Genomic DNA, 22,692 nt, shown 5'->3' with positions numbered 1-22,692 from the left:
CATTTCATGACCAATCCCCTCCTCAGCCCCAGCACCCTGCCCTACGGCCTGCCGCCTTTCGCGGATATCGAAGAAGCACACTATGCGGAGGCCGTTGAGGCCGGCCTGGCCGAGCACCTGGCCGAAATCCAGGCGATCGTGGACAACCCGGAGGCCCCGTCCTTCGAGAACACCGCCCTAGCCATGGAACGCTCCGGCCAGCTCCTGGAACGGGCGGCTGCATCCTTCTTCACCCTCGTTTCCGCGCACGCGTCGGATGCGATCCGCGATCTCGAAACCAGCCTCTCCCCCTTGTTCTCCGCCCACCAAGATGCCGTCTACCTCAACCGGGGACTCTACGAACGCTTCGCGGCGCTGGACCCTGCCGCCCTGGATGCGGAGTCCGCCCGTCTCGTGGAGGAATACCTCAAGGAGTTCCGGGCCTCGGGCATCCAGCTTGACGACGCCGGCCAGGAGCGGCTCAAGGACATCAATGCCGAGCTTGCCCGGCTGGGCACCGAGTTCGGGCAGCGGGTGAAGGAAGGCATGAAGTCCGCGGCCTTGCTGCTGGACGACGCCGCCGACCTCGCCGGCCTGCCCGCTGACGACGTCGCCAGCGCAGCGGAGGCCGCGCGGACCGCCGGACACGAGGGCAAGTTCCTGCTCACGCTGATCCAGCCAAGCAACCAGCCTGCCATGGCTGCCCTGGCGAACCGGGATGTCCGCCGCCGGCTCTACGAGGCCTCGATCGGCCGCGGCAGCGGTGGCGGCAGTCTCGATGTCCTCGATCTGGTCAAGGATATGGTCCGGCTGCGCGCCGAAAAGGCCGCCTTGCTGGGCTTTGCGAACTTCGCCGAACTCACCGTGGACCGGCAGACGGCCCCGGACTTCCAGGCGGTGCAGGACATGATGAGCCGGCTGGCGCCCGCGGCCGTCCGCAATGCCGACCGGGAGGCCGAAGCGCTGGCCGAGGCCGCAGGCCACCCGCTCGAGGCCTGGGACTGGGCGTACTACTCGGCCAAGGTCAAACGCGAGCGGTACGCAGTGGACGAGCAGGCCCTGCGCCCCTATTTCGAGCTGGACCGGGTTTTGAACGACGGTGTCTTCTTCGCGGCGAACGCCCTGTATGGCGTCACGTTCCACGAGCGCGGCGACCTCTCCGGCTACCACCCGGACGTGCGCGTCTGGGAGGTAAAGAATTCCGACGGCACAGACCTTGGCCTGTTCCTGGGCGACTACTACACCCGTGACACCAAGCGAGGCGGAGCCTGGATGAATTCCCTCGTGGAGCAGTCCGGGCTGCTCAACACCCGTTCGGTGGTGATCAACAACCTCAACATCTCCAAGCCGCCAGCCGGCGAGCCCACCTTGCTGACGCTGGACGAACTGCGCACCACGTTCCACGAGTTCGGCCATGCCCTCCACGGACTGTTTTCCGCCGTCACCTATCCGCGCTTCTCCGGCACCAACGTGCCCCGGGACTTCGTGGAATACCCGTCGCAGGTCAATGAAATGTGGATCATGTGGCCCGAGGTCCTGGCCAACTACGCGCGGCACCACGCGACCGGCGAAGCCCTCCCGCAGGAAACCGTGGACAAGCTCAATGCCGCCCAGTTGTGGGGCGAAGGCTTCGGCACCACGGAATACCTCGGCGCTGCCCTGCTGGACCTGGCCTGGCATGTGCTGGATGTGTCCGGGACCCCCGAAGATGCCCTGGAATTCGAGGCCAAGGCCCTCGCGGCGGCCGGCGTGGCGCACAGCCTCATCCCGCCGCGGTACCGGACGGGCTACTTCCAGCACATTTTCGCCGGCGGCTGGTACGCCGCGGGCTACTACTCCTACATCTGGAGCGAAGTCCTGGACGCCGACACCGTGGAATGGTTCAAGGAGAACGGCGGCCTCAGCCGGGACAACGGCGATTTCTTCCGGGCCGAGCTGCTTTCGCGCGGCAACAGCCGGGACCCGCTGGAGTCATTCCGGACCTTCCGGGGCAGGGACGCTGATCTCGGCCCGCTGCTCAAGCGCCGCGGCCTGGACTAACGCACGCTGAACGCAAACGACGCCGGCCCGCCACCTGGACAGGTGGCGGGCCGGCGTCGTGATCAATACCCAGGCGACAATCGCGCCCGACTCTCTTGGCTTAATAAGAGAGACTGCAGAGGCTCCATGGACGAGGCGCCTTGGCGCCGAGTCTGTGGAGAAGCAGTCGAACGTTACCAGCCGCGCTCGGCGAGGCGGTGCGGCTGCGGGATTTCGTCGACGTTGATGCCGACCATGGCCTCGCCCAGGCCGCGGGAGGCCTTGGCGATCTCGTCCGGGTCGTCGTAGAAGGTGGTGGCCTTCACGACGGCGGCGGCACGCTGGGCCGGGTTGCCGGACTTGAAGATGCCGGAGCCGACGAACACGCCGTCGGCGCCGAGCTGCATCATCATGGCGGCGTCGGCAGGGGTGGCGATGCCGCCGGCGGTGAACAGCACCACCGGGAGCTTGCCGGTCGCGGCGACTTCCTTGACCAGTTCGTACGGTGCCTGCAGTTCCTTCGCGGCGACGTAGAGCTCATCCTCGGGCAGGGATGCGAGCTTCTTGATCTCGGCCCGGATCTGGCGCATGTGGGTGGTGGCGTTGGAGACGTCGCCGGTGCCGGCCTCGCCCTTGGAACGGATCATGGCCGCGCCCTCGTTGATGCGGCGCAGGGCCTCACCGAGGTTGGTGGCACCGCAGACGAACGGAACGGTGAAGTTCCACTTGTCGATGTGGTTGGTGTAGTCGGCCGGGGTGAGGACCTCGGACTCGTCGATGTAGTCCACGCCGAGGGACTGCAGGACCTGTGCCTCGACGAAGTGCCCGATCCGGGCCTTGGCCATGACCGGCACGGACACGGCGGCGATGATCTTGTCGATCATGTCCGGATCGGACATGCGGGACACGCCGCCCTGGGCGCGGATATCGGCCGGAACGCGTTCCAGCGCCATCACTGCCACGGCACCGGCGTCTTCGGCGATGCGGGCCTGCTCGGCGTTGACGACGTCCATGATGACGCCGCCCTTGAGCATCTCCGCCATGCCGCGCTTGACGCGGCTGCTGCCCGTGACGTTCTTCGCGGACGCGCCGGCTTCGCTGCTTACATCAGGTGTAGACACAAAAACCCCTATGGGTAGATAGATGACCTCGCCGGGGCGCGGACGGCACGTCCATGACTTGCCTCGCGCACTCCGGATTACCGGATCCATTGGCCGGTAAAGCTAATACTAGCCCCCGTCCCGTGCGCGGCAGAATTCCGGTTACCACGGTCCAGACGCGCCCTGCGCCGGGGATTCCGCGGTCCGGCCGGATGCCGCACGCCGCCGTCCGGTCCGGTCAGGCAGTCGGGTCAGTCAGTCGGGTCAGGCGGTCCGGTCAGGCGGTCCGTTCGGGGGTTGTGCCTTCGGGTTCGGCCAGCGCCTGTCGGTGGACGGTCACGATGCGCTGGATCACCGTCACCAGGCTCGCAGCCGCCAAAAGGCACAAGGTTACGAAAAGCACGACGGCGGGCAGGCCCAGGCCGGTGAGCCCCGTGACCACCAGCACGGACACGAGCCGCTCGGCCCGCTCGGCGATGCCCACGTTGGCGTGAAAACCGAGGGCCTCCGCCTTGGCTCGCGCGTAGGAGACCACCATGCCCAGCACGAGGCAGACGACGGCGGCGATCGCGATCGCCGGGTTGGCGCCGCCGGTGAAGAACCAGACCGCGACGCCGGCGAAGAGGGCGCCGTCAGCCACGCGGTCCAGGGTGGAGTCCAGGAAGTTGCCCCAGCGGCCGCCGCGATGCTGCATCCGGGCCATGATGCCGTCAATGACATCAGAGAAGATGAAGGCTGTGATGAACAGCGTCCCCCAGAAGAGCTGTCCGAGCGGGTAGAACACGAGGGCGCCGACCACCACGCCGAGCGTGCCGACCACCGTCACGGCGTCCGGGGACACGCCGATCTTCAGCAGCCACCGGGCGAACGGGGAGAACAGCGCGGTGAAGAACCCGCGCGCGTGCCGGTTAAGCATCCTGCTCCCCAACTGCCTCCGGCCGGACGGCCGCGTCCGGCTGGACGGGCAAATCCTCCGGCCACGCGTCAGCCACCTGCTGGCGAACCTCGCCGAGCGTCTGCGTGATCGCCTTGGTCTGGGCAATGATGGGGAAGAAATTCCCGTCCCCGCCCCAGCGCGGCACCACGTGCTGGTGCAGGTGCCCGGCGATGCCTGCCCCGCCGGTGACGCCCTGGTTCATGCCAATGTTGAAACCACTGGGATTGGCGACCTTCCGCAGCACGCGCATGGCCGTCTGGGTCAGTTCGGCGAATTCCGCGGTTTCCTCCACCGTGAGGTCGGTGTAATCGGGGATATGCCGGTAGGGGCAGATCAGCAGGTGGCCCGGGTTGTACGGGAACAGGTTCAGCACCACATAACTGGTCCTGCCCCGGTACACGATCAGGGCGTCCTCGTCCCCCCGCTCCGGGGCGGCACAGAACGGGCAGTCGTCCCGGTTCTTGAACTGGTGCTGTCCGCCCTTGATGTACGCCATCCGGTGCGGGGTCCACAGGCGCTGGAAGGCGTCCGGGACCCCGGCCAGGCCGAAGTCATCCGTCACGTCGTGGTCGCCCGGATACTCCGGCCCGGCCCCTGTGGTTTCCTGCACGCGCTGCCCTTCCGTCTGCCTAGCTGGTCCGGTTGTGGACGGCGTCGACGATCCGTTTGACGGCCTCAGCGACGGGAACGCCGTTGTCCTGGCTGCCGTCGCGGAAGCGGAAGGAGACGGCTCCTGCCTCGGCGTCGTCTCCGCCGGCGATCAGCACGAACGGGATCTTGTCCTTGCTGGCCGTACGGATCTTCTTCGGGAAACGGTCCGAGGAGATGTCCACTTCGGCGCGGATGCCGGCCGCCTTGAGCTGGTCCACGACGTCGAACATGTAGTCGTTGAACGCCTCGGCTACCGGAATGCCCACCACCTGCACGGGCGCCAGCCAGGCCGGGAAGGCACCGGCGTAGTGTTCAGTCAGCACACCCATGAAGCGCTCCACCGAACCGAACAAGGCGCGGTGGATCATCACGGGCCGCTGACGGGTGCCGTCGGCGGCCTGGAACTCCAGTTCGAAACGCTCCGGCAAGTTGAAGTCCAGCTGGATGGTGGACATCTGCCAGGTGCGGCCGAGGGCGTCCTTGGCCTGGACCGAGATCTTGGGGCCGTAGAACGCGGCTCCGCCCGGATCCGGGATGAGTTCCAGGCCGGAGGCTTCGGCTACTTCGGCCAGGGTCCGGGTGGCTTCCTCCCAGGTGGCGTCGTCGCCGACAAACTTGTCCTCGTTCTTCGTGGAGAGCTCGAGGTAGAAGTCGTCCAGGCCGTAGTCCTTGAGCAGGCCCAGGACGAAGTTCAGCGTGGTGGTGAGCTCGTCCTTCATCTGCTCGCGGGTGCAGTAGATGTGCGCGTCGTCCTGGGTCATGCCGCGCACGCGGGTCAGGCCGTGCACCACGCCGGACTTTTCGTAGCGGTACACCGACCCGAACTCGAAGAGCCGCAGGGGCAGTTCGCGGTAAGAGCGTCCGCGCGAGCGGAAGATCAGGTTGTGCATGGGGCAGTTCATCGGCTTGAGGTAGTAGTCCTGGCCGGGCTTGCGTACCGTGCCGTCCTCGTTCAGTTCCGCGTCGATGTGCATCGCCGGGAACATGCCCTCCTTGTACCAGTCGAGGTGGCCCGAGACTTCGTAGAGGTGCCCCTTGGTGATGTGCGGGGTGTAGACGAACTCGTAGCCGGCATCAACGTGGCGCTGCCGGGAGTAGTCCTCCATGGCCTTGCGGATGATGCCGCCCTTGGGGTGGAACACCGGCAGGCCAGAGCCCAGTTCGTCCGGGAAGGAGAACAGGTCCAGCTCGGCGCCCAGTTTGCGGTGGTCGCGGCGTTCGGCTTCGGCGATGCGTTCCTGGTAGGCCTTGAGCGCGTCCTTGGTGGGCCAGGCCGTGCCGTAGATGCGCTGCAGTTGCTGGTTGTTCTGATTGCCCAGCCAGTACGCGGCGGATGAACGGGTCAGCGCGAAGGCATTGGAAATCAGCTTGGTGTTGGGCAGGTGCGGGCCGCGGCAGAGATCGCACCAGACGCTGTCGCCGCTCTTGCGGTCCACGTTGTCGTAGATGGTGATGTCGCCGGCGCCGACTTCGACGTTGACGCCCTCCCCGGCCTCGGCGGCGTCGTTCTTCTTGCCCAGGAGTTCGAGCTTGTAGGGCTCGTCCTTCATCGCTTCGCGGGCCTCGTCCTCGGACACCACACGACGGACGAACTTCTGGTTCTGGTTGATGATCTTTTGCATCATCTTTTCGAGCTGGCGGAGGTCTTCCGGGGTGAAGGGTTCCGCGACGTCGAAGTCGAAGTAGAAGCCGTCGGTGATGTAAGGGCCGATGCCGAGCTTCGCGTCGGGGCGCAGCTGCTGGACGGCCTGGGCCATGACGTGGGCCGTGGAGTGCCGCAGGACGTTAAGCCCGTCCGGGGAATCAATGGTGATGCCCTCGACCGTGGCATCCTCGGGAAGGGGCTGGTCCAGGTCCTTCAATTCGCCGTTGACGCGGGCAACTACGACGTCGCGGCGCTCAAAGAAGAGTTCCGCGCCGGTGGTCCCGGTAGTCACCTTGGTCTCTTCGCCGTCGACGAGAAGGGTGATCTGCTGGGCATCTGACACGGGTGTCTCCTATTCAAAGTTAAGGCTTCGTAGCTTGTGGCGTACGGGGACCACAGCCAGCCTCGTCCATGCTATCGGTTTCTCCAGAGGCCAACCAACGTGCCACGGACGCGGCACACTAGCGCCGCAACACGGCGGCGCCCGCAGGAACCGTTCCGCGTTCGACGGCGTTCAGCCGCCCAGCCCCGTGATGGCCAGACTCCTGCTGATCCCGTCCAGCGGAGAGTCCACGGGGGATCCCAGGGGGCTGGTCGGGTCTGGCTCGCGCTGGGGGGCAGCGCCGGGTTCCGGTTTCGGAAAAGGCAGGGTCTCCGGACGGCTGAGGTCCCAGGCCATGCTGGCGCTGATGCTGATTCCCCGCGGTCCGGTCCGCCGGGTGGTGCCTCGGATCAGCAGCAGGCGGGTGCCGAACAGCAAGGAACCTGCCTGCTCCTGAGCTTCGTGGAAGAAGACCGAGTCCACGCAGCCGGTGCCGTCGTCGATGCTGATGAACACCACACGCCGGCCGCCCCGCATGGGCGGGGTCTGGGTGGCCACCCGGACCCCGGCAACGAGCACTTCCGTGCCGTTACGAAGTCCCAGCAGCCTGTCAGCGGTGGTGACGCCGAGCCGGTCCAGCAGCGGACGGTGGCTGGTCATGAGGTGCTCGCTGACGTCCACTGCCATCAGGTCCAGTTCCGCACGGACGTTGTCCACCATGCTGGGTGCGGGAAGTACCCCCCTCAGGTTCTTCAGTTCCACATCCCCGAGCGGCAACGCCAGTTGACCGTCAACGATCTCCACTCCCTTCCGCTGGGGACGGGCCTGGAGCTTTTGCAGATGCTGGACCAGATCCGCCCGGTTGGCGGTTCCCCCGGAGGCCCGGTGCAGTGAATCGAAGGCGCCCAACTGGGCCAGGCGCTGGATACTGGGCCGGCTCAGCCGCGATCGCGCGCGCAGGTCCGCCAGGGAATCATAGGGCTGGCCGGCCACAATCCGTTTCAGCTCGGCGCCGGAGAGGCCGAAGATGCCGTTCAGGCTCAGCCGGATGCCCAGCCTGCCCCGGTCCGGCCCGGATTCCACCCGCTCCACCCGGTACTCGGCCTGGCTCCGGTTGATGTCCAGGGGAAGGATGGGGATGCCCAGTCGGCGGGCCTCGGCGACGAGCAGGCGTTTGGGGTACATGCCGGGGTCGTGTTCCCAGAGCCCGGCCAGGAAGGCTTCCGGGTGGTGCGCCTTGAGCCAGGCCGACTGGTAGGTGGGCACGGCAAAAGCGGCCCCGTGGGCTTTGCAGAAGCCGAAGCTGCCAAAGGCCTTCAGCGTCCCCCAGACCTTGTCCACCACCTCGGGGCTGTAGTTTCGGGCCCGCGCCTCCTTCCGGAAGAACTCTTCCACCTTCGCTTCCAGCACCTCGTTGCCCAGCGCCCGGCGGAACTCATCGGCCCGCGCCAGCCCGCATCCGGTCATAACGTCGAAGGTCTTCAGGATCTGCTCATGGAATACGGTGACCCCGTGCGTCTCTTGGAGGACCGGCTTGAGATCCGGGTGCGGATAGACCTCCGGTGCGAAGCCGTGCCGGTGTTCCAGGAAGGGCCGCACCATGTCCGACTTCATCGGCCCGGGCCGGAAGAGGGAGATGTCGATGATGAGGTCGTTGAATTCCCGCGGCGCCAGTTTGCCGATGAGTTCGCGCTGGCCCGGGGATTCGATCTGGAAACAGCCCAGGGTGTGGGTGCTGCGGATCAGTTCGTAGGTTGGCTCGTCGTCGAGCGGGACCGCGTTGAGGTCAATCCGGCCGTCCTCGGCGATGTAATCCGGGCCTGCCCCGTCCGGACCGGCCGGATGCGCACCTGCGGCGACCACCTCGGCCTTGGAGGGGTGGAGACGGATGACTTCCCGGACGGCGAAGGCCATGGCGCTTTGCATCCGGACACCCAGGACATCGAGTTTGAGCATGCCCATCGGGTCCATGTCGTGCTTGTCGAACTGGCTCATGGGCAGTCCCAGGCCGCTGGGCTGCACCGGGGTGCGGTCCAGCAGGGTGGCATCGCCGAGGATGACACCGCACGGGTGCATGGAGATGTGGCGGGGCAGCCGGTCCAGCCGTTCCGTGAGGTCCACCAGCAGGTCCAGCTGCTGGTTTTCGCTAAAGCCGCGCTGCTCCACCCGGTCGGCGAATTCCTTCAGTTCCGGTTTCTCCACGAGGGCTTCGCGGAAGTGCCGGGCAGAAAAACGCCACAGCTGCTTGGCGATTTCCCCGACCTCGCCGTCGTCCATGCCCAGGGCGAGGCCGGCGTCCCGCACAGCACCGCGAGCGCGGTAGCCGTTCTGCATGCTCATCAGCGTGACTCGTTCGGCCCCGAAGCGCTCAAAGATCTTCCTGTAGACGTTGTGCCGTTCGGCGCTTTCGACGTCAATGTCGATGTCGGGCAGCGTGGCGCGGTCGCGGGAGAGGAATCGCTCAAAAATGAGGTCGTGCTGGAGCGGGTTCACCTGGCTGATATCGATCAGGTAGTTGACCAGGCTGGAGGCGCCCGAGCCGCGGGCGGCTGCCCGGACGCCCAGGGCAAGGATCATCCGTGAGACCTCTGCGACGGTCAGGAAGTAGGAGGCGAAGCCCAGCGAATCGATGATCCGGAGCTCGTGCTCCAGCCGGGATCGCATCTGCTGTTCCCGCTGCCCGGAGATTCCCGGGAAACGGCGGCCGATACCGGCCTCACAGCGCAGGGTCAGCTCTGCGAGCGCGTCTCCGGCGATTCCGATCACGGATGCTTCAGGGACCACAGGCTGCTTCCAGCCCATATCGGCCACCGGGTCCATGCGGCAACGATCCGCGAGCGCCTCGGTTTGTGCGAGAAGCCGTTTGAGGTCCGCCGTGCCGTACCCGGCGGCATGGATAATCTCCTTGCCCAGTTGCAGCATCTGGGCAGACGATTTCAGCCAGCCCTGCCCGTTGGGCTGCAGCAGCGGGGCGGCGGAGAGTTCGGGGAGGGATTTGAGGGTCCGTGCGGAGTCGAGCACATCCGCGGTGGCCGCGCCGTCCTCGGCGACATACCGTACGGCGTTGGTCAGCACCGCGGGTACCCCGTGTTCTGCGGCAAGTTTGAGCATGCGCACCGCTTGGGCGGTGCTTAGTGCTTCCCCTGGCGGGCTGAGCTGGGAAACCACCTCCGCAGCCAGCGTGCCCGGCGGCATGGCGTCCAGCCAGCGTTTGAACAGGGTTCGGGGGCGCAGGTACCGCCGGCCGCCCATGGCGCGGCCGACGTCGGAGTCAGGGCCGATCAGCACGGTCAGGACCGGCTGGAGGGTTTCCGGGTGCAAGGTGCGCGAGGCCAGTTCGGCCCGGGTGACGGCTACAGGCACCACTCCCCCGGCTTTGCCCGATGTGCGGGCATGGGCATCGGAGATCAGCCGGCACAGCGCCCGGTAACCGGCACCGTTGTTGTGTCCGTGCGCCAGCACGACGACGCGTCCCCCGAGCTGGGTGCGGAGGTCGCCGTCGTCGTCAAAGACAGCGAGGTCCACCCCGACGATCGCATCAAGTCCGGCCGCCATGCACGCCTTCAAGTGCTTGACGGTTCCGTACAGTCCGTCGCGGTCCGTGCAGGCCAGCGCGGTGGCGCCGTCGGCGGCTGCGGAGGCGGCGATTTCATCCGGCCATGAGACGCCGTAGTGGGCGCTGAATGCGGTAGAGACGTGCAAATGGGTGAAGCTCATGCTGGTTCAGCCCTCCGCAGTGGGTGCAGGGCGTCGTGGATCCTCACGAGCCGCCACCGTCCGCTGCCGATATGCCGGCTTAGGTCAAGGGTGAGAGTAGGCTCTGCCACGTCCTCCCCCACGGCACGCACCTCGACCCGCCAGATCTCGTGGTCCACCAGCCCCGGACCGCTCCCGAGAGGCGCCCGGGTTTCCTCCGTCCACCACTGACGGCGTTCATACCAGCGGACGGGTTCCGCGCAGACCGTGTAGTGCCGGCCTTTCCAGGCGAGGCGCAGGGGCTGTCCTGAGGGCATGCAGGCGACCTCCACGGACTCGCTGAACATGCCCACATTGCCTCCCGACCCCGTCCGGGCTGGAGCCGGCCCAGTCCCCGCTTCGGCTTCCGCTTCTAGCGCTTCATCAGTACTGCTTCTTCTAAGTTATTCGAACATACCTTCGAATAAATCCAGTCTACGCCGGAGCCAGCGCAAAACCCAGATCAGGGGTGGACGGACGCAGATGCAGGTAGCAGGATTGAGCCATGAGCTCCCATAACGCACTCCTGAAGCACGTAAGAATCGCCGCCAAGGATTCAATCTTGGTGGCGACTTTTGATATTGAAGGCAACATTCCCGGCCAGGGCGCATATGTGGTTGGGCTCCTGGCGGCAACCCCTGACTACTCCCATCAGCGAAGAATGGGGATCGAGTTCATGAATGGCGAAGCCGTCTCCTTCTTCTGCTTCAGCCATGACGGAACCGAGGAAAATTTCGACCTCAAGGGGGTCGAGCACTCGGGCAACACCATTACCGGCCATTTCCCGCTCGCCACGGTGCTGGGGCTGCCAAAAGGCCACCTCATGACGGCGTTCAGCGACGCCGACGGCCGGGATTACCAAGCCAACGTGCCCGTGGAAGAGGCCCTGTAGCCGGGCGGAACCGGCCCGGCCACGCGCTGAGGAACGGCATAGGGCCGGTGGATAGCCCGTCTATGGGGACGAACCGTAGGCTTTGCTAATGCATGGAAGCTTCAGCCATTGGCGGGTGTCTGTACGGCGTGCAACATTCTCTGGAAGACGGGCACCATGACAACCACTTACGTGGACAGGAACCTCCTGTCGGTGACCGGCGGATTGTTCGTCGTGAGCGCCCTTGCGTTCGCGGGGGCAGCGACAACCCTTTCGGTAACGTTTGACTGGCCGGACATCCTGCGGGAACCGGCCAGCGTTGTGCTGCCGGCCTTCGTGGCCGGCGGTCCCGGGTTGGTCTGGACTTGGTTTGCGACCGCCTGGACCTACGGGCTCCTGGCCGTGCCGGTCCTGCTGCTGCCCGCAGCTCTGGGCCTGCGCGATCATCCGGTGCTGCGTGTTGCCACCTACTTAGGCGCCGCCTCGGTGCTCCTGTCGCTCATCGGGTTCCTACGCTGGGTGTTCGTCGTTCCGCCCCTCGCCAGCTCATATGTCAGTGGTGACGCCACGACACAAGCAGCAGTAGACGCCGCCTGGACAGCGCAGCACCAGTTCGGCGGGGCGCTCCTGGGAGAACACCTGGGCCAGCTGCTCATCATCGCGTGGTCAGTCACCCTCAGCGTGATCATCCTGCGCAGCGGTATCCTCCCCCGCTGGCTCGGTGCCGCAGGGCTCCTCGTCAGCATTATTTACCTGCTGAATCAGGGCGACATCCTCGCCACCGCCGTTCCGGGCTTCCCCGTCTGGGATCTCGCGGGCCTCCTCGGCAGCACCGGCTGGGGACTCTGGGTGGCAGCCCTCGGCGTCAGCATCCTCATCCGCTCCGCCCGCCGCGGAACCCCCGCCAGTACTGGCTCCCCCGTTGCCACCTCCCCCTCAGGCAATTGATCCCCCTGAGCGTCTTCGGCGCCAGCGGGAGCACTCGTCGTCACCGCGATCACCGGACTCCTGCTCCAGATCCGCCTGCCCTTCCGGGCTCCCGGGGAGCAGCGTGCCGCACAGGCGCCCTCGGCGGCAACAGCATGAGCACGCGGCAACGGCGAGCGCCACATCGTCCACATGCGCCGGAGCCTGACCCGCCGCAGCCTCAGCTGCCGGCTTTGTACACTTCGAGTTCCAGCGCGATGAATGCATCCACCATGGCGCGGTAGGTCTTTTCGACGAGTTCGACGTCGATGTCTTTCTGTTCCGCTGTTGCCTTGACGTGTTCGAGCACGCGCTCCACGCGGCCCGGCGCCCGAACCTCTGCGCTGTCGGCCTTCAGGGTCCCGGCGATCCGGATCAACCGCTCCCGGCGGCCGATCAGCGCCACAATCTGCTCATCCACTTCGTCAACTGCCACCCGCACAGCTGCGAGCTGCTCCTTGTCGGCCTGGGCTTCTTTGTCGAGTTCGTGATTTGTGGGCATGTTTCTGACAGTATCCAAAGATGCAGCCACGAGTCGACTTAATCTCACTGGGTGTCCGCAGTGTTAGCGCCTCCCGCAGCTTCTACGTTGACGGCCTTGGATGGCCCGTCCACCGGGAAGTCCCCGGCGAAGTGCTCTTCGTCCAGGTCAACCACGGCCTCCTCCTTTCGCTCTGGGATGCCAGGCAAATGCAGACCGAAGCCGCCACGGACGCCCCGTCCGGCGTTCCGTGCATCACGCTGAGCCATAACCTGGGCAGCGCCGCGGAGGTCGACCAGGTCATGGCTGACGCCGCGTCGGCGGGCGCTGTTGTTGTCGCCGCGCCGCAGACGCAGCCCTGGGGCGGGTACACCGGGTACTTCGCTGATCCGGACGGCTACCGCTGGGAGGTCGCGTTCAATCCCAGCTGGGCGGTCGACGGCGGCGGCAGAGTGACGCTCTGACCGATCTCGAAGACGCTCAGACACCCACTGGGCCCTCCCTGCAGCAACATACTCCCGGCAGGCAACCATCCGCCCGGCAACCGGCGCTAGAACAGGGTTCCAACCGGCTGGATGAGTTCCGGCGAGTCGTTCTTGACGTTCCCGACGGCGGTGCCGACGGCGTCGATCCGCCAGCCTTCGGCGACGTCGTGGGCCCCGGCCCGGACCAGGTCCACGAGCCCAGCCGCGTCGTCGGCCTGCGGGTCCAGCCACGTCTGCATGGTGTCGCGGTCCATTGGCAACGGGACGCGGTCGTGCAGCGCGGTCAGCTCGGCCAGCATTCCCCCGGCGTACCCCTCCGGCGGGGAGTCGGTGGTGATGATCGACGTCGAGAGCATCCAGCGTTCCGGGTCGCCCTCAGCTTTGGACGGGTCCTTCCACCATTCATAGAGTCCGGCGAACACGATGGGCTTTCCGTCCTTTGGATGCACGTAGTAGGGCTTCTTGCCGCGGCCCTCGCCCTTCCACTCGTAATAGCCGTCCGCCGGGACAGCACAGCGCCGGGAGCGGGTCGCCTTTCGGAAAGCGGGCTTCTCCAGCACGCTCTCACTGCGCGCATTGATCATCTTCGACCCGATTCCCGGGTCCTTGGCCCAGGAAGGCACCAAGCCCCAGCGCGCGACATGGAGCTGGCGGACCGGTTCCCCATCCACCAGCCGTTCCAGCAAAATGGGCACGTCGGCCGTAGGGGCAACATTCCAGGACGGCGGGATCGCGATCTCGTCTTCGAGCTCCGCGTCGAATTCAGCCAGCAGGTCTCCGACGGCCCGGGCCATCACGTAGCGTCCACACATGGTCCCAGCATGCCACCGAGGGGCGTTCCGGGCCACTGGCGGAAACACCGTGCGGGAATAGTGGGGTGCACGGTACGGTTGTTGGCAGTGAGGCAAGACTTCCGTGGGCACCCGGCCCTACACGCCGGTCCCAACCACCAGCTTGAGGAGAACTTAGTGGACTTCACTCCCGATTCCGGCACCATCACCATGTTTTCGACCACCTGGTGCGGCTACTGTAACCGCCTGAAGAAGCAGCTCGATGCACAGGGCATCGGTTACACCGAGATCAACATCGAAGAAGTCGAAGGCACCGCCGACCTCGTGGAGCAGCTCAACGGCGGCAACCGCACCGTCCCCACCGTCCTCTTCCCGGACGGCACCGCGGCCACCAACCCCTCCGCGGCCGAGGTCAAGAGCCGGCTCGCCGCTTAGCCCTTCCATCATCCGAAGGCCATCAAAAAGCGACACCAAACCACGACGGCGCGGCCTCCCAAGGGCCGCGCCGTCGCCCGTTGTGCCAGTACGTTGTGCGGGTATCCCGCCATCAGAGCAGAGGAGCTTGTTCCATGGTTCATAAGGTCAAAGCCGCAGTAGTCCGTTCCAAGAATGCCGACGTCACCCTGGAGACGATCCTGGTCCCGGATCCCGGCCCCGGCGAGGCCCTCGTGGACATCCTCACCTGCGGCGTCTGCCACACGGATCTGCACTACAAGCAGGGAGCCATCAATGACGATTTCCCCTTCCTGCTCGGCCACGAGGCCACCGGCGTGGTCAGCGCCGTGGGCCCGGACGTCACGGACGTTGCCCCCGGTGACCGCGTGGTGCTGAACTGGCGCGCCGTCTGCGGCGAGTGCCGCGCCTGCCGCCGCGGTGAACCCCAGTACTGCTTCAACACCCACAACGCCACCCAGAAAATGACACTGGAAGACGGCACGGAACTGAGCCCTGCCTTGGGCATCGGCGCCTTCGCCGAAAAGACCCTCGTGGCCGCGGGACAGTGCACCAAAGTAGACCCCGACGCCGACCCCGCCGCCGTCGGACTGCTCGGCTGCGGCGTCATGGCCGGCATAGGCGCCGCGATCAACACCGGAAACGTCCAGCGCGGCGATTCGGTTGCCGTGATCGGCTGCGGCGGGGTGGGCGTGGCAGCTGTCGCCGGCGCGGCCCTTGCAGGCGCCACCACCGTGATCGCCGTCGACATTGACCCCAAGAAGCTCCAGCGCGCCCAGGACCTCGGTGCCACCCACACGGTGGACTCCTCCGCCGTCGACCCCGTGGAAGCGATCCGCGAACTGACCGGCGGCTTCGGCGCCGATGTGGTGATTGACGCCGTCGGCCGCCCGGAGACCTACAAGCAGGCCTTCTACGCGCGCGACCTCGCTGGCACAGTGGTCCTGGTGGGCGTGCCGAGTCCGGAGATGACCCTTGAACTGCCGCTGCTGGACGTGTTCGGCCGCGGCGGCTCCCTCAAGTCCTCCTGGTACGGCGACTGCCTGCCCTCGCGCGACTTCCCCATGCTCATCAGCCTCTACCGGCAGGGCAAGCTGGATCTGGACGCCTTCGTGACGGAGCGGATCAGGATCGACCAGATCGATGAAGCCTTCGACAAGATGCACGCCGGCGCGGTGCTGCGCTCGGTGGTGGAGCTGTGAGCATCCGGATCGATCGGCTGGTCACTTCCGGGACGTTTTCGCTCGACGGCGGGACCTGGGACGTTGACAACAATGTGTGGATCGTCGGGGACGACGCCGAATGCGTCATCATCGACCCGGCCCACGATCCCGCCGCCGTGGCCGCCGCCGTCGAAGGCCGGAAGGTCACGGCCATTCTGCTCACGCACGGCCACGACGACCACATCCGCGCCGTCGGCGAGGTCCGCACGCTCGTGAACGCGCCCGTGTACCTGAACCGGAACGACTGGATGCTCTGGGAACAGGTCTTCCCCGGCACCGAACCGGACCACGACATCGCCGACGGCGACACGTTCGACGTCGCGGGGACCAGCCTCGTGGCACTGCACACCCCCGGCCACTCGCCCGGGTCCGTTTGCTTCCTGCTCGAGGGCGAAAGCGCTGGGTCTGAAAGCACTGGGTCTGAAAGCACTGTGTTCAGCGGTGACACGCTGTTCCAGGGCGGCCCGGGCGCTACCGGCCGCTCCTTCAGCGACTTCCCCACCATCATCACCTCCATCCGGAACCGGCTCCTGCCACTTCCCGCGGAGACGGTGGTACGCACCGGCCACGGGGATCCGACGACGATTGGCGCCGAAGCGCCGCACCTTGAGGAATGGATCGCGCGGGGGCACTGACCGCCGCCCTCGTCCCGGCCTTGAGGCCACTGCCGACAGGCCCGGTCCGGATTTCTGGACCGGGCCTGCCAGCCATAGGATGTGGGGCCATGAGCCCAAGCATGGATCCAGCCACCTGGACCGCGGACATCCGGACCCAGTTTGACGAGTTCCTCGATGAGCACCGTGCGGCATTGCACGGCTGTCTGGACGGGCTGACGGAGCAGGAGGCCCGGGCATCCCTGCTCCCGTCCCGGACCACGCTCCTGGGGCTGGTCAAGCACGCCACGTTTGTGGAAAAGGTCTGGTTTGACGAGGCCATCGCATGCAGGACCCGCCAGGAGATCGGCATTCCGGCCACCCCCGATGAATCGTTCATCCTGGAGGACTGCGACACCATCCTGAGCCTCCAGGCCGCCTACAGCCAGGCCTGCGAGGAGTCGCGCCGCCGGGCCGCTCCCCTGGCTCTTGATGACCTTGTCCGGGGCAACCGGCGCGGTCCGTTGCCCCTGCGGTGGGTCTACCTGCATATGCTCCGGGAACTGGCCCAGCACTGCGGCCACGCGGATATCCTGCGCGAGCAAATCCTCGCAGCCCGCCCCTAGCTGCCGCGCCACCGCGGGCGGCCGCTATTGCATCGTTCTTCCCCAAGGCCAAGAAAAACGTCACGCTGATGTTTCAGCAGGGTGCGTCCATCCAGGATGATTCGGGTTTGTTGGAGGGTGACGGTGAAGTGTCCCGGGCCGCTTGGTTCGTCGAGGCGACGATTTCGAAGCGAAGAAGGCGGCGCTCCGATCTGTCATTGCGGCCTGGGTCCGCGACAAAAGCTGAGCGTTCCAGATGCCCCTACCTCGCAAGCGGCAGGTAGCTGTGACGCCTCCGCTGCCGCGCTCCAGAATCACCCTGGCTGGTGAAAACGGGCAAAAACGCGCACGGGTTCCGGACGGAAGTCACGCCCTTCCGTAAAGCCCAAGGCTTGGTAAAAGGCCCGCTGGGCCGGCTCGTCGTCGGTAATCAGCACGGTTTGCCGCACATGTCCGTACTTCGCGGTGATGCTTGCCAGCATCGCGCGGCCGATGCCGGTGCCCTGCCGGGAGGGCCGGACAAGTACGTCCTGCACATAGCAAATAGTCGAATCATCAGAGATTGCCCGGGCCAGTCCGACCAGTTCGCCACCGTCATCGCGGGCGGCAACAACGAACGACGAGTTGCGGACCGCCTGGGTCAACACCTCGGGCTGGCGGGTATACGCGGACCATCCGACAGACTCGTACAAGTCGACCAACTCGGCCTGGGGAACCTCGCTGACGGTGGAGATGCTGAACGGTGGCATCGGCCCAGTGTCGCACAACGGCTCGAGCCTTTGGTGTCACGCGGGCCTCCTGCGGTCCGGTCCCGATCAACCGCCGCCGGGCGCTAGTCTTGCGGTCGTAGCAAGATGGCAAACTGAGGAGAATCCGTGATCATCCGGGGCGACGTGCTCGAGGCCGAGAGGCGCATCAGGGGCTATGTGCGGCGTACGCCCTTGCTCCGCGGCGGCACGGCGGCCGCTCCGCTTTGGTTCAAGTGCGAGTTCCTGCAGCACACCGGAGTATTTAAAGCACGGGGCGCCTTCAACCGCATCCTGGCTGCCCGGGAGCGCGGGGAACTCGACCCAAAGATTGGGGTAGTGGCGGCTTCTGGGGGCAATGCGGGCCTGGCTAATGCGTATGCAGCGGCGGTACTCGGGGTTCCGGCAACGGTGTTTGTGCCGGAGACCGCCCCTCGGGTCAAAGTCGAGCGCCTGCTCGGGTACAAGGCAACGGTCCGTCAGGTCGGCGCGGAGTACGCGGAGGCCTATGCGGCCGCAATGCAGTATGTCGAAACGAGCGGTGCGCTCTTCTGCCACGCGTACGACCAGCTGGAGATCGCTGCAGGCGCCGGCACGCTCGCCGAAGAGATCTTTCAGGACGAGCCCGGCATCGACACCATTGTTGTCGCCGTCGGCGGGGGCGGACTGTTCGCGGGCGTCGCCGCGGCTGCCGGGGGCCGGGCACGCGTCGTCGCGGTCGAACCCTTCAATATCCCCACCTTGCACGCGGCCCTCGAGGCCGGCCATCCGGTCGATGTCCCCGTTTCCGGGATCGCCGCCGATTCCCTAGGTGCCCGGCGGGTCGGCGAGATCGCTTTCAGCATGGCTTCCCGCGTCCCACCGGTGTCGGTGCTCGTGGACGATGCAGCCATTGTCAGTGCCCGGTCGCAGTTGTGGAGTGAGTACCGCATCCCCGCCGAGTACGGTGCGGCGGCGGCCCTCGCTGCCCTCACTTCCGGAGCGTACGCGCCCGGCAAGGACGAACGCGTCGCAGTCATCGTCTGCGGTGCCAACACCGATGTGCGCACGCTCTAGAGACAAACAACGAACCGCGACGCGGCGCTTCTGGTACGGAGGATCGAGGGTTAGTCGAGGCGGAAGTATCTGTTCCGGCGCGGTGTTTGGCCCGGATCCACATGCGGCGGCGGGATGAACCAGGGAATGCCGCTGCGCATCTGGATGGTCCACTGTTCCTTGTGGATCAGGCGGTGGTGGTGTGAACACAGCAGTGTTCCGTTGTCTGTTCCGGTGCTGCCGCCCCGGGACCAGTACGTGACGTGGTGGGCTTCGCACCATGGCGCGGGGATGGTGCATTGCGGGAATGAACACCCCTGGTCCCGGGCCGTGATGGCCTTGCGGATGTGCGGCGGAAAGACCCTTGAGGCCCGGCCGATGTCCAGAACCCTGCCCTCGCCGCCGAGCAGGACCGGGATGATGTCGGCGTCGCAGGCGATCTTGCGCACGGTCGACGCCGTGACCGGGCCGGTGAACACCAAGGATCCGGCCCCGCCCGTGCTGTGAGCTGCGGTGCCGGAAGCTCCGCTGGCCCAGGATTGATTGGCCTGGGTTTGATTCGTCTGGGGTTCGCTGGCGTCGAGCCCTTCCAGCAGGTCCCGGTAGTTGATGGTTGCCATGATCTGGGGGCGGAGCCCTCCCGCCGCAGACAGGTGTCCTGAAGCCAGGGCGGCCTTGCAGCCGCCGACGAGTCCGTCGAGGAGTTTCTGCGGCCGTGTTCGGCGGTCCAGGCGGGCCTCGGCCGGGTCGGCCCCGTTCCCGGCCGCGGCAGCCCCGTCGTCGGCGGCGGCGCCCGGATTGGCTGCGGTTCCCAGGCGCGGATTGGTGGCCACATTCATCACCGTGGCCAGGTCCTCGAACTGGTCCGTGGTGGCGAAGATTTCCAGATGATGCAGCCCGTGCCGGGGTTTGCGGATGAAGACGCCCTGGAGCCGGCGCAGCGACTCCTCCGAGGGCTCGGTGCCGTCCTGGTCCAGGGCCTCGACCCAGCGCCGGGCGACCCGGGCCAGGAAATCGGGGTCGTTCTCGACCGCCGTCATCGTCAGGGCATGCTCCATGTCATCAACAGCCTCCGGCGGGGCCACCCGCCCGACCCGGTCCAAGGACATCGCGATCAGCGTGGCGGTGCGGGAGGCGATGGTCCCTTCGGCCACGGCTGCCGCGAGTTCCTGCCGCGCCGGCGGGAGGCTCCGGCCCGCAATGCCGGTCCGGGGCAACAGCCCGCCGCCAAGGCTTAGCCGGCGCTTGGCCTCCGGTGCGCTGATGCGCAGCCGCGCCCGCAGGAACTCCGCCGAGTTCCGGTACCCGTCATCCACCACCGCGGCCGCGGCCAAAGCAGACACGGCGGCGCCGGACGTTCCCCAAGGCCCAGCCGGACTTCCGTGCGGGGCCGCGCCGCCTTCGGCCCCGGCGCCGTTCACGCCATCTGATTCGTCCCCGGGCGGCGCGTCTCCCCCGGCCTCGTCTCCCCCGGCCTCGTCTTCACCGGGTTCCTGGTTCCACCCCGTCAGCCAGCCGCCGGTTGTTCCAGCCGCCGGTTCCGAGCCCCACCCGCGGGGTGCCTTCTCCACCGCGGCCGCCTCGCGGCGCGCACGGTCCACACGGGCGGCACCGATGATCTGCAGATACTCGACAACGCGGGACAGGTCCTCCACGCCCTCGGCGAAGTCCGACGCCTGGAAGAAGTCCAACCGGGCAACGTCCTCTGCCGCTGTCTCAGTGGATGCCCGAAGCAACGCCAGAGCCACGGCTACAGCACCGTCCACCGAATCAGCCGCGGCACCGGGAACGGCTGCCTGTTGCGGAAACCGGACGGGCATCCCGGACCCCGGCCGGTCGGCCTCATCCGGGACGAACGCTCCAACAGCTTCCATGACTCAACTCTCCCAAAGGGGTACGACAGTGATGATGAAAGTGGGATCTCAGCGGCGAAGGACCGGCCAAAAGACGCCGGACAAAGCCTCAGTGCCGGCACACGGCGCTGGTAGGGTCAGCGCATGGATGAAAATTTGGGGAAGTTCATCGACAATTTCGCACAACTGGTAGAGCTTGCGCAGTCCGGCCGGCATCGGGTGCAGGCGGGAACCCAGCTTTTGGCAACCCTAACCGAGCATTTGGCGGTCCCGGCAGAATCCGTGTCTGTAGTGGTGGAGGAGATTCCGCCGCACCGGTTCGTGGACGCCGACATCCTCATGGCAGAGCTCGCCGGCGAAGACCCTGGGTACCGGCTCGTGGGCATCGGCGGCGGCGACCAACGCCACCATCAGTCGCTGAGCGACATGCTGCAGCAGTCGCAGATGTTCCCCCACTTCCCCCTGTCCCAGCCCGACTACACCAACCTCGCCGTCGGTCCGGACGAGCAGCGGCAGGTAGTGGCGCTGGGACTGTGGCTGTTCAGCCACGGAGGAAGTCCAATCGCGGTGCTGCAAAGGGACGCCAACCCCAGGTACGGCCGGCAATCAGCTTCACTGGAAGTCCTGGCCGGCGCCACGGACCACTCCGGGCGCTTCCTCTCGGAGTTCCGACGGCGGATGCAGCACCGCAGTGTCCTCAAGGGCCAGATTATTTCCCTGGTGATGGGTGAATACGGTCCCAGCGCGGCCGGAGTCACCTTCCACGCCCGGCCTACGTTGGCCGCGGAGGATGTCATCCTGCCCGGTGGCCTGCTGGAAAAGGTTTCGGACCACGCCTTGGGCATTGGTGAGCACCGGGACTCTCTTAAGAAGTACGGTCAGCACCTCAAACGCGGCGTCCTGCTCTACGGCCGGCCGGGGACCGGCAAGACCCACACGGTGCGGTATCTGCTGAGCCGCGGTGAGGGTGCCACAGCAATCCTCCTTTCCGGAGGATCCCTGGCCAGGATTTCAGAGGCCGCCACCATGGCCAGGGCCCTGCAGCCCTCCATCGTCGTCCTGGAAGACTGCGACCTCATCGCCGAGGATCGGAGCTTCGGTCACGGACCTCAGCCGCTGCTGTTCGAGGTGCTGGACGCCATGGACGGCTTGGCCAACGACGCGGACGTTGCATTCGTCCTCACCACTAACCGCGTCGATATGCTGGAACGCGCACTGGCACAGCGCCCAGGACGTGTGGACCTGGCCGTGGAAATTCCCCTTCCCGCCCAGGCGGAACGTGTCTCCCTGCTCAGGCTCTATGCCCGCGGCATTTCCTTCAGCCCGGAGGCACTCGAGGATGCGGCAGCACGCACCGAAGGCACCACAGCCTCTTTCGCCCGCGAGCTCATCCGCCGCGCGGTCGTAGCGGCCGCGTTGGAGCACATCCCGGTCGCGGACAGTCATTTGGGGAAGGCGGTGGATGACTTGATGGCCGACAGCGCCGCCCTGACCCGAAGCCTCCTCGGCAGCGGGAGCGGCAGCGGGACCGACGGCGATGCCGACGGCCATGGCGGCGCGTTTCCCGGCGCGTTCCCCGGGCCGTTCGCCGGGCCGCCGGGAACCTTCCACTTCGGGGGCTAGGAACGAGGGTGCTAGGAGTGCGGTGGCGCAACCAGCCGGCGAAAGTGCCCTGCGGAACCAACACTTGATCGTTTTCGCCACAGCAGGAGCCCTGCGCGGGTCGATTACTTTGGCGTTCAGCTGCCGGGCGTACCAGGCACTGCGTTGCCGGTGGGCACGTAGCTCGAGGTCCCCATCACCAAGGTCCAGTGCCCACCACCCCAGGAAATGGTGAATTTGAGACCCGCTGCGCCGCCCGGTCTCAGTGCCTCGACCCGTGCGATTTCCGGGAAGTCGTTACTGAATCTGAGCTGGACGGTCGCCGGATCCCAGCCCCGGGCGAACTCAACCAGTTGCTGCGCGTCCGGACGGACATCGACGAAGACCTCGGGCACGAGCTTCTCGACGCGTTCCACGGACGCCGACGCGGCAGCGGCCACGACGCTTCTCGCGAACGCCTGGCGCGTGGCCAGATCCGGCTGCGTCGGGTCCTGCCCGCACCCCACCAGCGACACCAGCGACAGCACCATGAGTGCGGCGATGAACAAAAATCGGTTCCGCGCACTCTTCAAGCCAGCCCCTGGTTCGCACATGACGCTG

General features: G+C 66.5%; 21 protein-coding genes. 10 read left to right on the top strand and 11 right to left on the bottom strand.

The features are described from left to right. Nucleotides 1–6: 6 nt before the first annotated feature. Nucleotides 7–2,019, top strand: a complete 2,013-nt coding sequence (locus tag BM372_RS07050; RefSeq protein WP_090953542.1) for a M3 family metallopeptidase — start codon at nt 7–9, stop codon at nt 2,017–2,019. A 173-nt stretch (nt 2,020–2,192) separates the two neighbouring features. On the opposite strand, the gene pdxS is transcribed toward BM372_RS07050, so the two are convergent. The 6 genes from pdxS to BM372_RS07020 all read right to left on the bottom strand — a co-directional run bounded on the left by pdxS (nt 2,193) and on the right by BM372_RS07020 (nt 10,702). Further along, nucleotides 2,193–3,119, bottom strand: a complete 927-nt coding sequence (pdxS, locus tag BM372_RS07045) for a pyridoxal 5'-phosphate synthase lyase subunit PdxS (RefSeq protein WP_090953540.1) — start codon at nt 3,117–3,119, stop codon at nt 2,193–2,195. A gap of 256 nt (nt 3,120–3,375) precedes the next feature. After that, nucleotides 3,376–4,014 carry a phosphatidylinositol phosphate synthase gene (gene pgsA / locus BM372_RS07040; protein WP_090953538.1) on the bottom strand — a complete coding sequence of 213 codons (639 nt, stop codon included), beginning with the start codon at nt 4,012–4,014 and terminating at the stop codon, nt 3,376–3,378. Further along, entirely contained in the window at nt 4,007–4,645 is a 639-nt protein-coding gene (locus tag BM372_RS07035; RefSeq protein WP_090953536.1) for an HIT family protein, read from the bottom strand. Before BM372_RS07035 ends, pgsA begins: the two co-directional genes overlap by 8 nt. Before the next feature lie 19 nt (nt 4,646–4,664). Continuing rightward, entirely contained in the window at nt 4,665–6,674 is a 2,010-nt protein-coding gene (thrS, locus tag BM372_RS07030; RefSeq protein ID WP_090953533.1) for a threonine--tRNA ligase, read from the bottom strand. A 171-nt stretch (nt 6,675–6,845) separates the two neighbouring features. Then, a complete protein-coding gene (locus BM372_RS07025) occupies nt 6,846–10,370 on the bottom strand; it encodes a DNA polymerase III subunit alpha (protein WP_090953531.1) in 3,525 nt (1,174 codons plus the stop codon). Further along, nucleotides 10,367–10,702 (bottom strand): DUF6504 family protein, encoded by a 336-nt coding sequence (locus BM372_RS07020; protein ID WP_090953528.1) that lies wholly within the window; start codon nt 10,700–10,702, stop codon nt 10,367–10,369. Before BM372_RS07020 ends, BM372_RS07025 begins: the two co-directional genes overlap by 4 nt. Before the next feature lie 191 nt (nt 10,703–10,893). On the opposite strand from BM372_RS07020, the gene BM372_RS07015 reads away from it, so the two are divergent. After that, a complete protein-coding gene (locus BM372_RS07015) occupies nt 10,894–11,280 on the top strand; it encodes a hypothetical protein (RefSeq protein WP_090953525.1) in 387 nt (128 codons plus the stop codon). A gap of 156 nt (nt 11,281–11,436) precedes the next feature. Next, a complete protein-coding gene (locus tag BM372_RS07010; RefSeq protein WP_090953523.1) occupies nt 11,437–12,207 on the top strand; it encodes a DUF4386 domain-containing protein in 771 nt (256 codons plus the stop codon). 199 nt (nt 12,208–12,406) lie between these two features. Here BM372_RS07010 and BM372_RS07005 read toward each other — a convergent pair whose 3' ends face one another. Next, nucleotides 12,407–12,727 (bottom strand): chorismate mutase, encoded by a 321-nt coding sequence (locus BM372_RS07005; protein WP_090953521.1) that lies wholly within the window; start codon nt 12,725–12,727, stop codon nt 12,407–12,409. Between the two features lie 20 nt (nt 12,728–12,747). Here BM372_RS07005 and BM372_RS07000 point away from each other — a divergent pair, with 20 nt between their 5' ends. Then, nucleotides 12,748–13,170: a VOC family protein gene (locus BM372_RS07000; RefSeq protein ID WP_090953519.1), complete on the top strand. Its 423-nt coding sequence runs from the start codon at nt 12,748–12,750 to the stop codon at nt 13,168–13,170. Between the two features lie 86 nt (nt 13,171–13,256). On the opposite strand, the gene BM372_RS06995 is transcribed toward BM372_RS07000, so the two are convergent. Next, nucleotides 13,257–14,003: an SOS response-associated peptidase gene (locus BM372_RS06995; RefSeq protein ID WP_090953517.1), complete on the bottom strand. Its 747-nt coding sequence runs from the start codon at nt 14,001–14,003 to the stop codon at nt 13,257–13,259. Nucleotides 14,004–14,159: 156 nt separating this feature from the next. Here BM372_RS06995 and BM372_RS06990 point away from each other — a divergent pair, with 156 nt between their 5' ends. The 4 genes from BM372_RS06990 (at nt 14,160) to BM372_RS06975 (ending at nt 16,877) form a co-directional block, all read left to right on the top strand. Then, nucleotides 14,160–14,417, top strand: a complete 258-nt coding sequence (locus BM372_RS06990; RefSeq protein ID WP_090953515.1) for a mycoredoxin — start codon at nt 14,160–14,162, stop codon at nt 14,415–14,417. A gap of 134 nt (nt 14,418–14,551) precedes the next feature. Then, entirely contained in the window at nt 14,552–15,637 is a 1,086-nt protein-coding gene (locus BM372_RS06985) for an S-(hydroxymethyl)mycothiol dehydrogenase (protein ID WP_090953513.1), read from the top strand. Beyond that, nucleotides 15,634–16,293 carry an MBL fold metallo-hydrolase gene (locus tag BM372_RS06980; protein WP_090953511.1) on the top strand — a complete coding sequence of 220 codons (660 nt, stop codon included), beginning with the start codon at nt 15,634–15,636 and terminating at the stop codon, nt 16,291–16,293. Before BM372_RS06985 ends, BM372_RS06980 begins: the two co-directional genes overlap by 4 nt. An 89-nt stretch (nt 16,294–16,382) precedes the next feature. Beyond that, complete coding sequence (locus BM372_RS06975) at nt 16,383–16,877, top strand: DinB family protein (RefSeq protein WP_090953510.1); 495 nt, start codon at nt 16,383–16,385, stop codon at nt 16,875–16,877. 293 nt (nt 16,878–17,170) lie between these two features. On the opposite strand, the gene BM372_RS06970 is transcribed toward BM372_RS06975, so the two are convergent. Beyond that, nucleotides 17,171–17,605, bottom strand: coding sequence for a GNAT family N-acetyltransferase (locus BM372_RS06970; RefSeq protein ID WP_090953508.1), 435 nt, complete (start codon nt 17,603–17,605; stop codon nt 17,171–17,173). 126 nt (nt 17,606–17,731) lie between these two features. Here BM372_RS06970 and BM372_RS06965 point away from each other — a divergent pair, with 126 nt between their 5' ends. Then, nucleotides 17,732–18,658 (top strand): threonine/serine dehydratase, encoded by a 927-nt coding sequence (locus BM372_RS06965; RefSeq protein WP_090953506.1) that lies wholly within the window; start codon nt 17,732–17,734, stop codon nt 18,656–18,658. A gap of 50 nt (nt 18,659–18,708) precedes the next feature. Here the strand turns inward: BM372_RS06965 and BM372_RS06960 are convergent, their stop codons facing one another. Beyond that, nucleotides 18,709–20,511 carry an HNH endonuclease signature motif containing protein gene (locus BM372_RS06960; RefSeq protein WP_090953504.1) on the bottom strand — a complete coding sequence of 601 codons (1,803 nt, stop codon included), beginning with the start codon at nt 20,509–20,511 and terminating at the stop codon, nt 18,709–18,711. Nucleotides 20,512–20,634: 123 nt separating this feature from the next. Here BM372_RS06960 and BM372_RS06955 point away from each other — a divergent pair, with 123 nt between their 5' ends. After that, on the top strand, nt 20,635–22,113 hold the full coding sequence (locus BM372_RS06955) for an AAA family ATPase (RefSeq protein WP_090953502.1): 1,479 nt from the start codon (nt 20,635–20,637) through the stop codon (nt 22,111–22,113). Nucleotides 22,114–22,229: 116 nt separating this feature from the next. Here the strand turns inward: BM372_RS06955 and BM372_RS06950 are convergent, their stop codons facing one another. Continuing rightward, on the bottom strand, nt 22,230–22,664 hold the full coding sequence (locus tag BM372_RS06950; protein ID WP_143111442.1) for a hypothetical protein: 435 nt from the start codon (nt 22,662–22,664) through the stop codon (nt 22,230–22,232). Nucleotides 22,665–22,692 lie beyond the last annotated feature (28 nt).

Source organism: Arthrobacter sp. ov118 (genome assembly GCF_900116495.1).
GTDB lineage: Bacteria > Actinomycetota > Actinomycetes > Actinomycetales > Micrococcaceae > Arthrobacter.
Note: the sequence above shows the minus strand (reverse complement) of the source record. Positions and strands in the feature narration are given on the sequence as shown.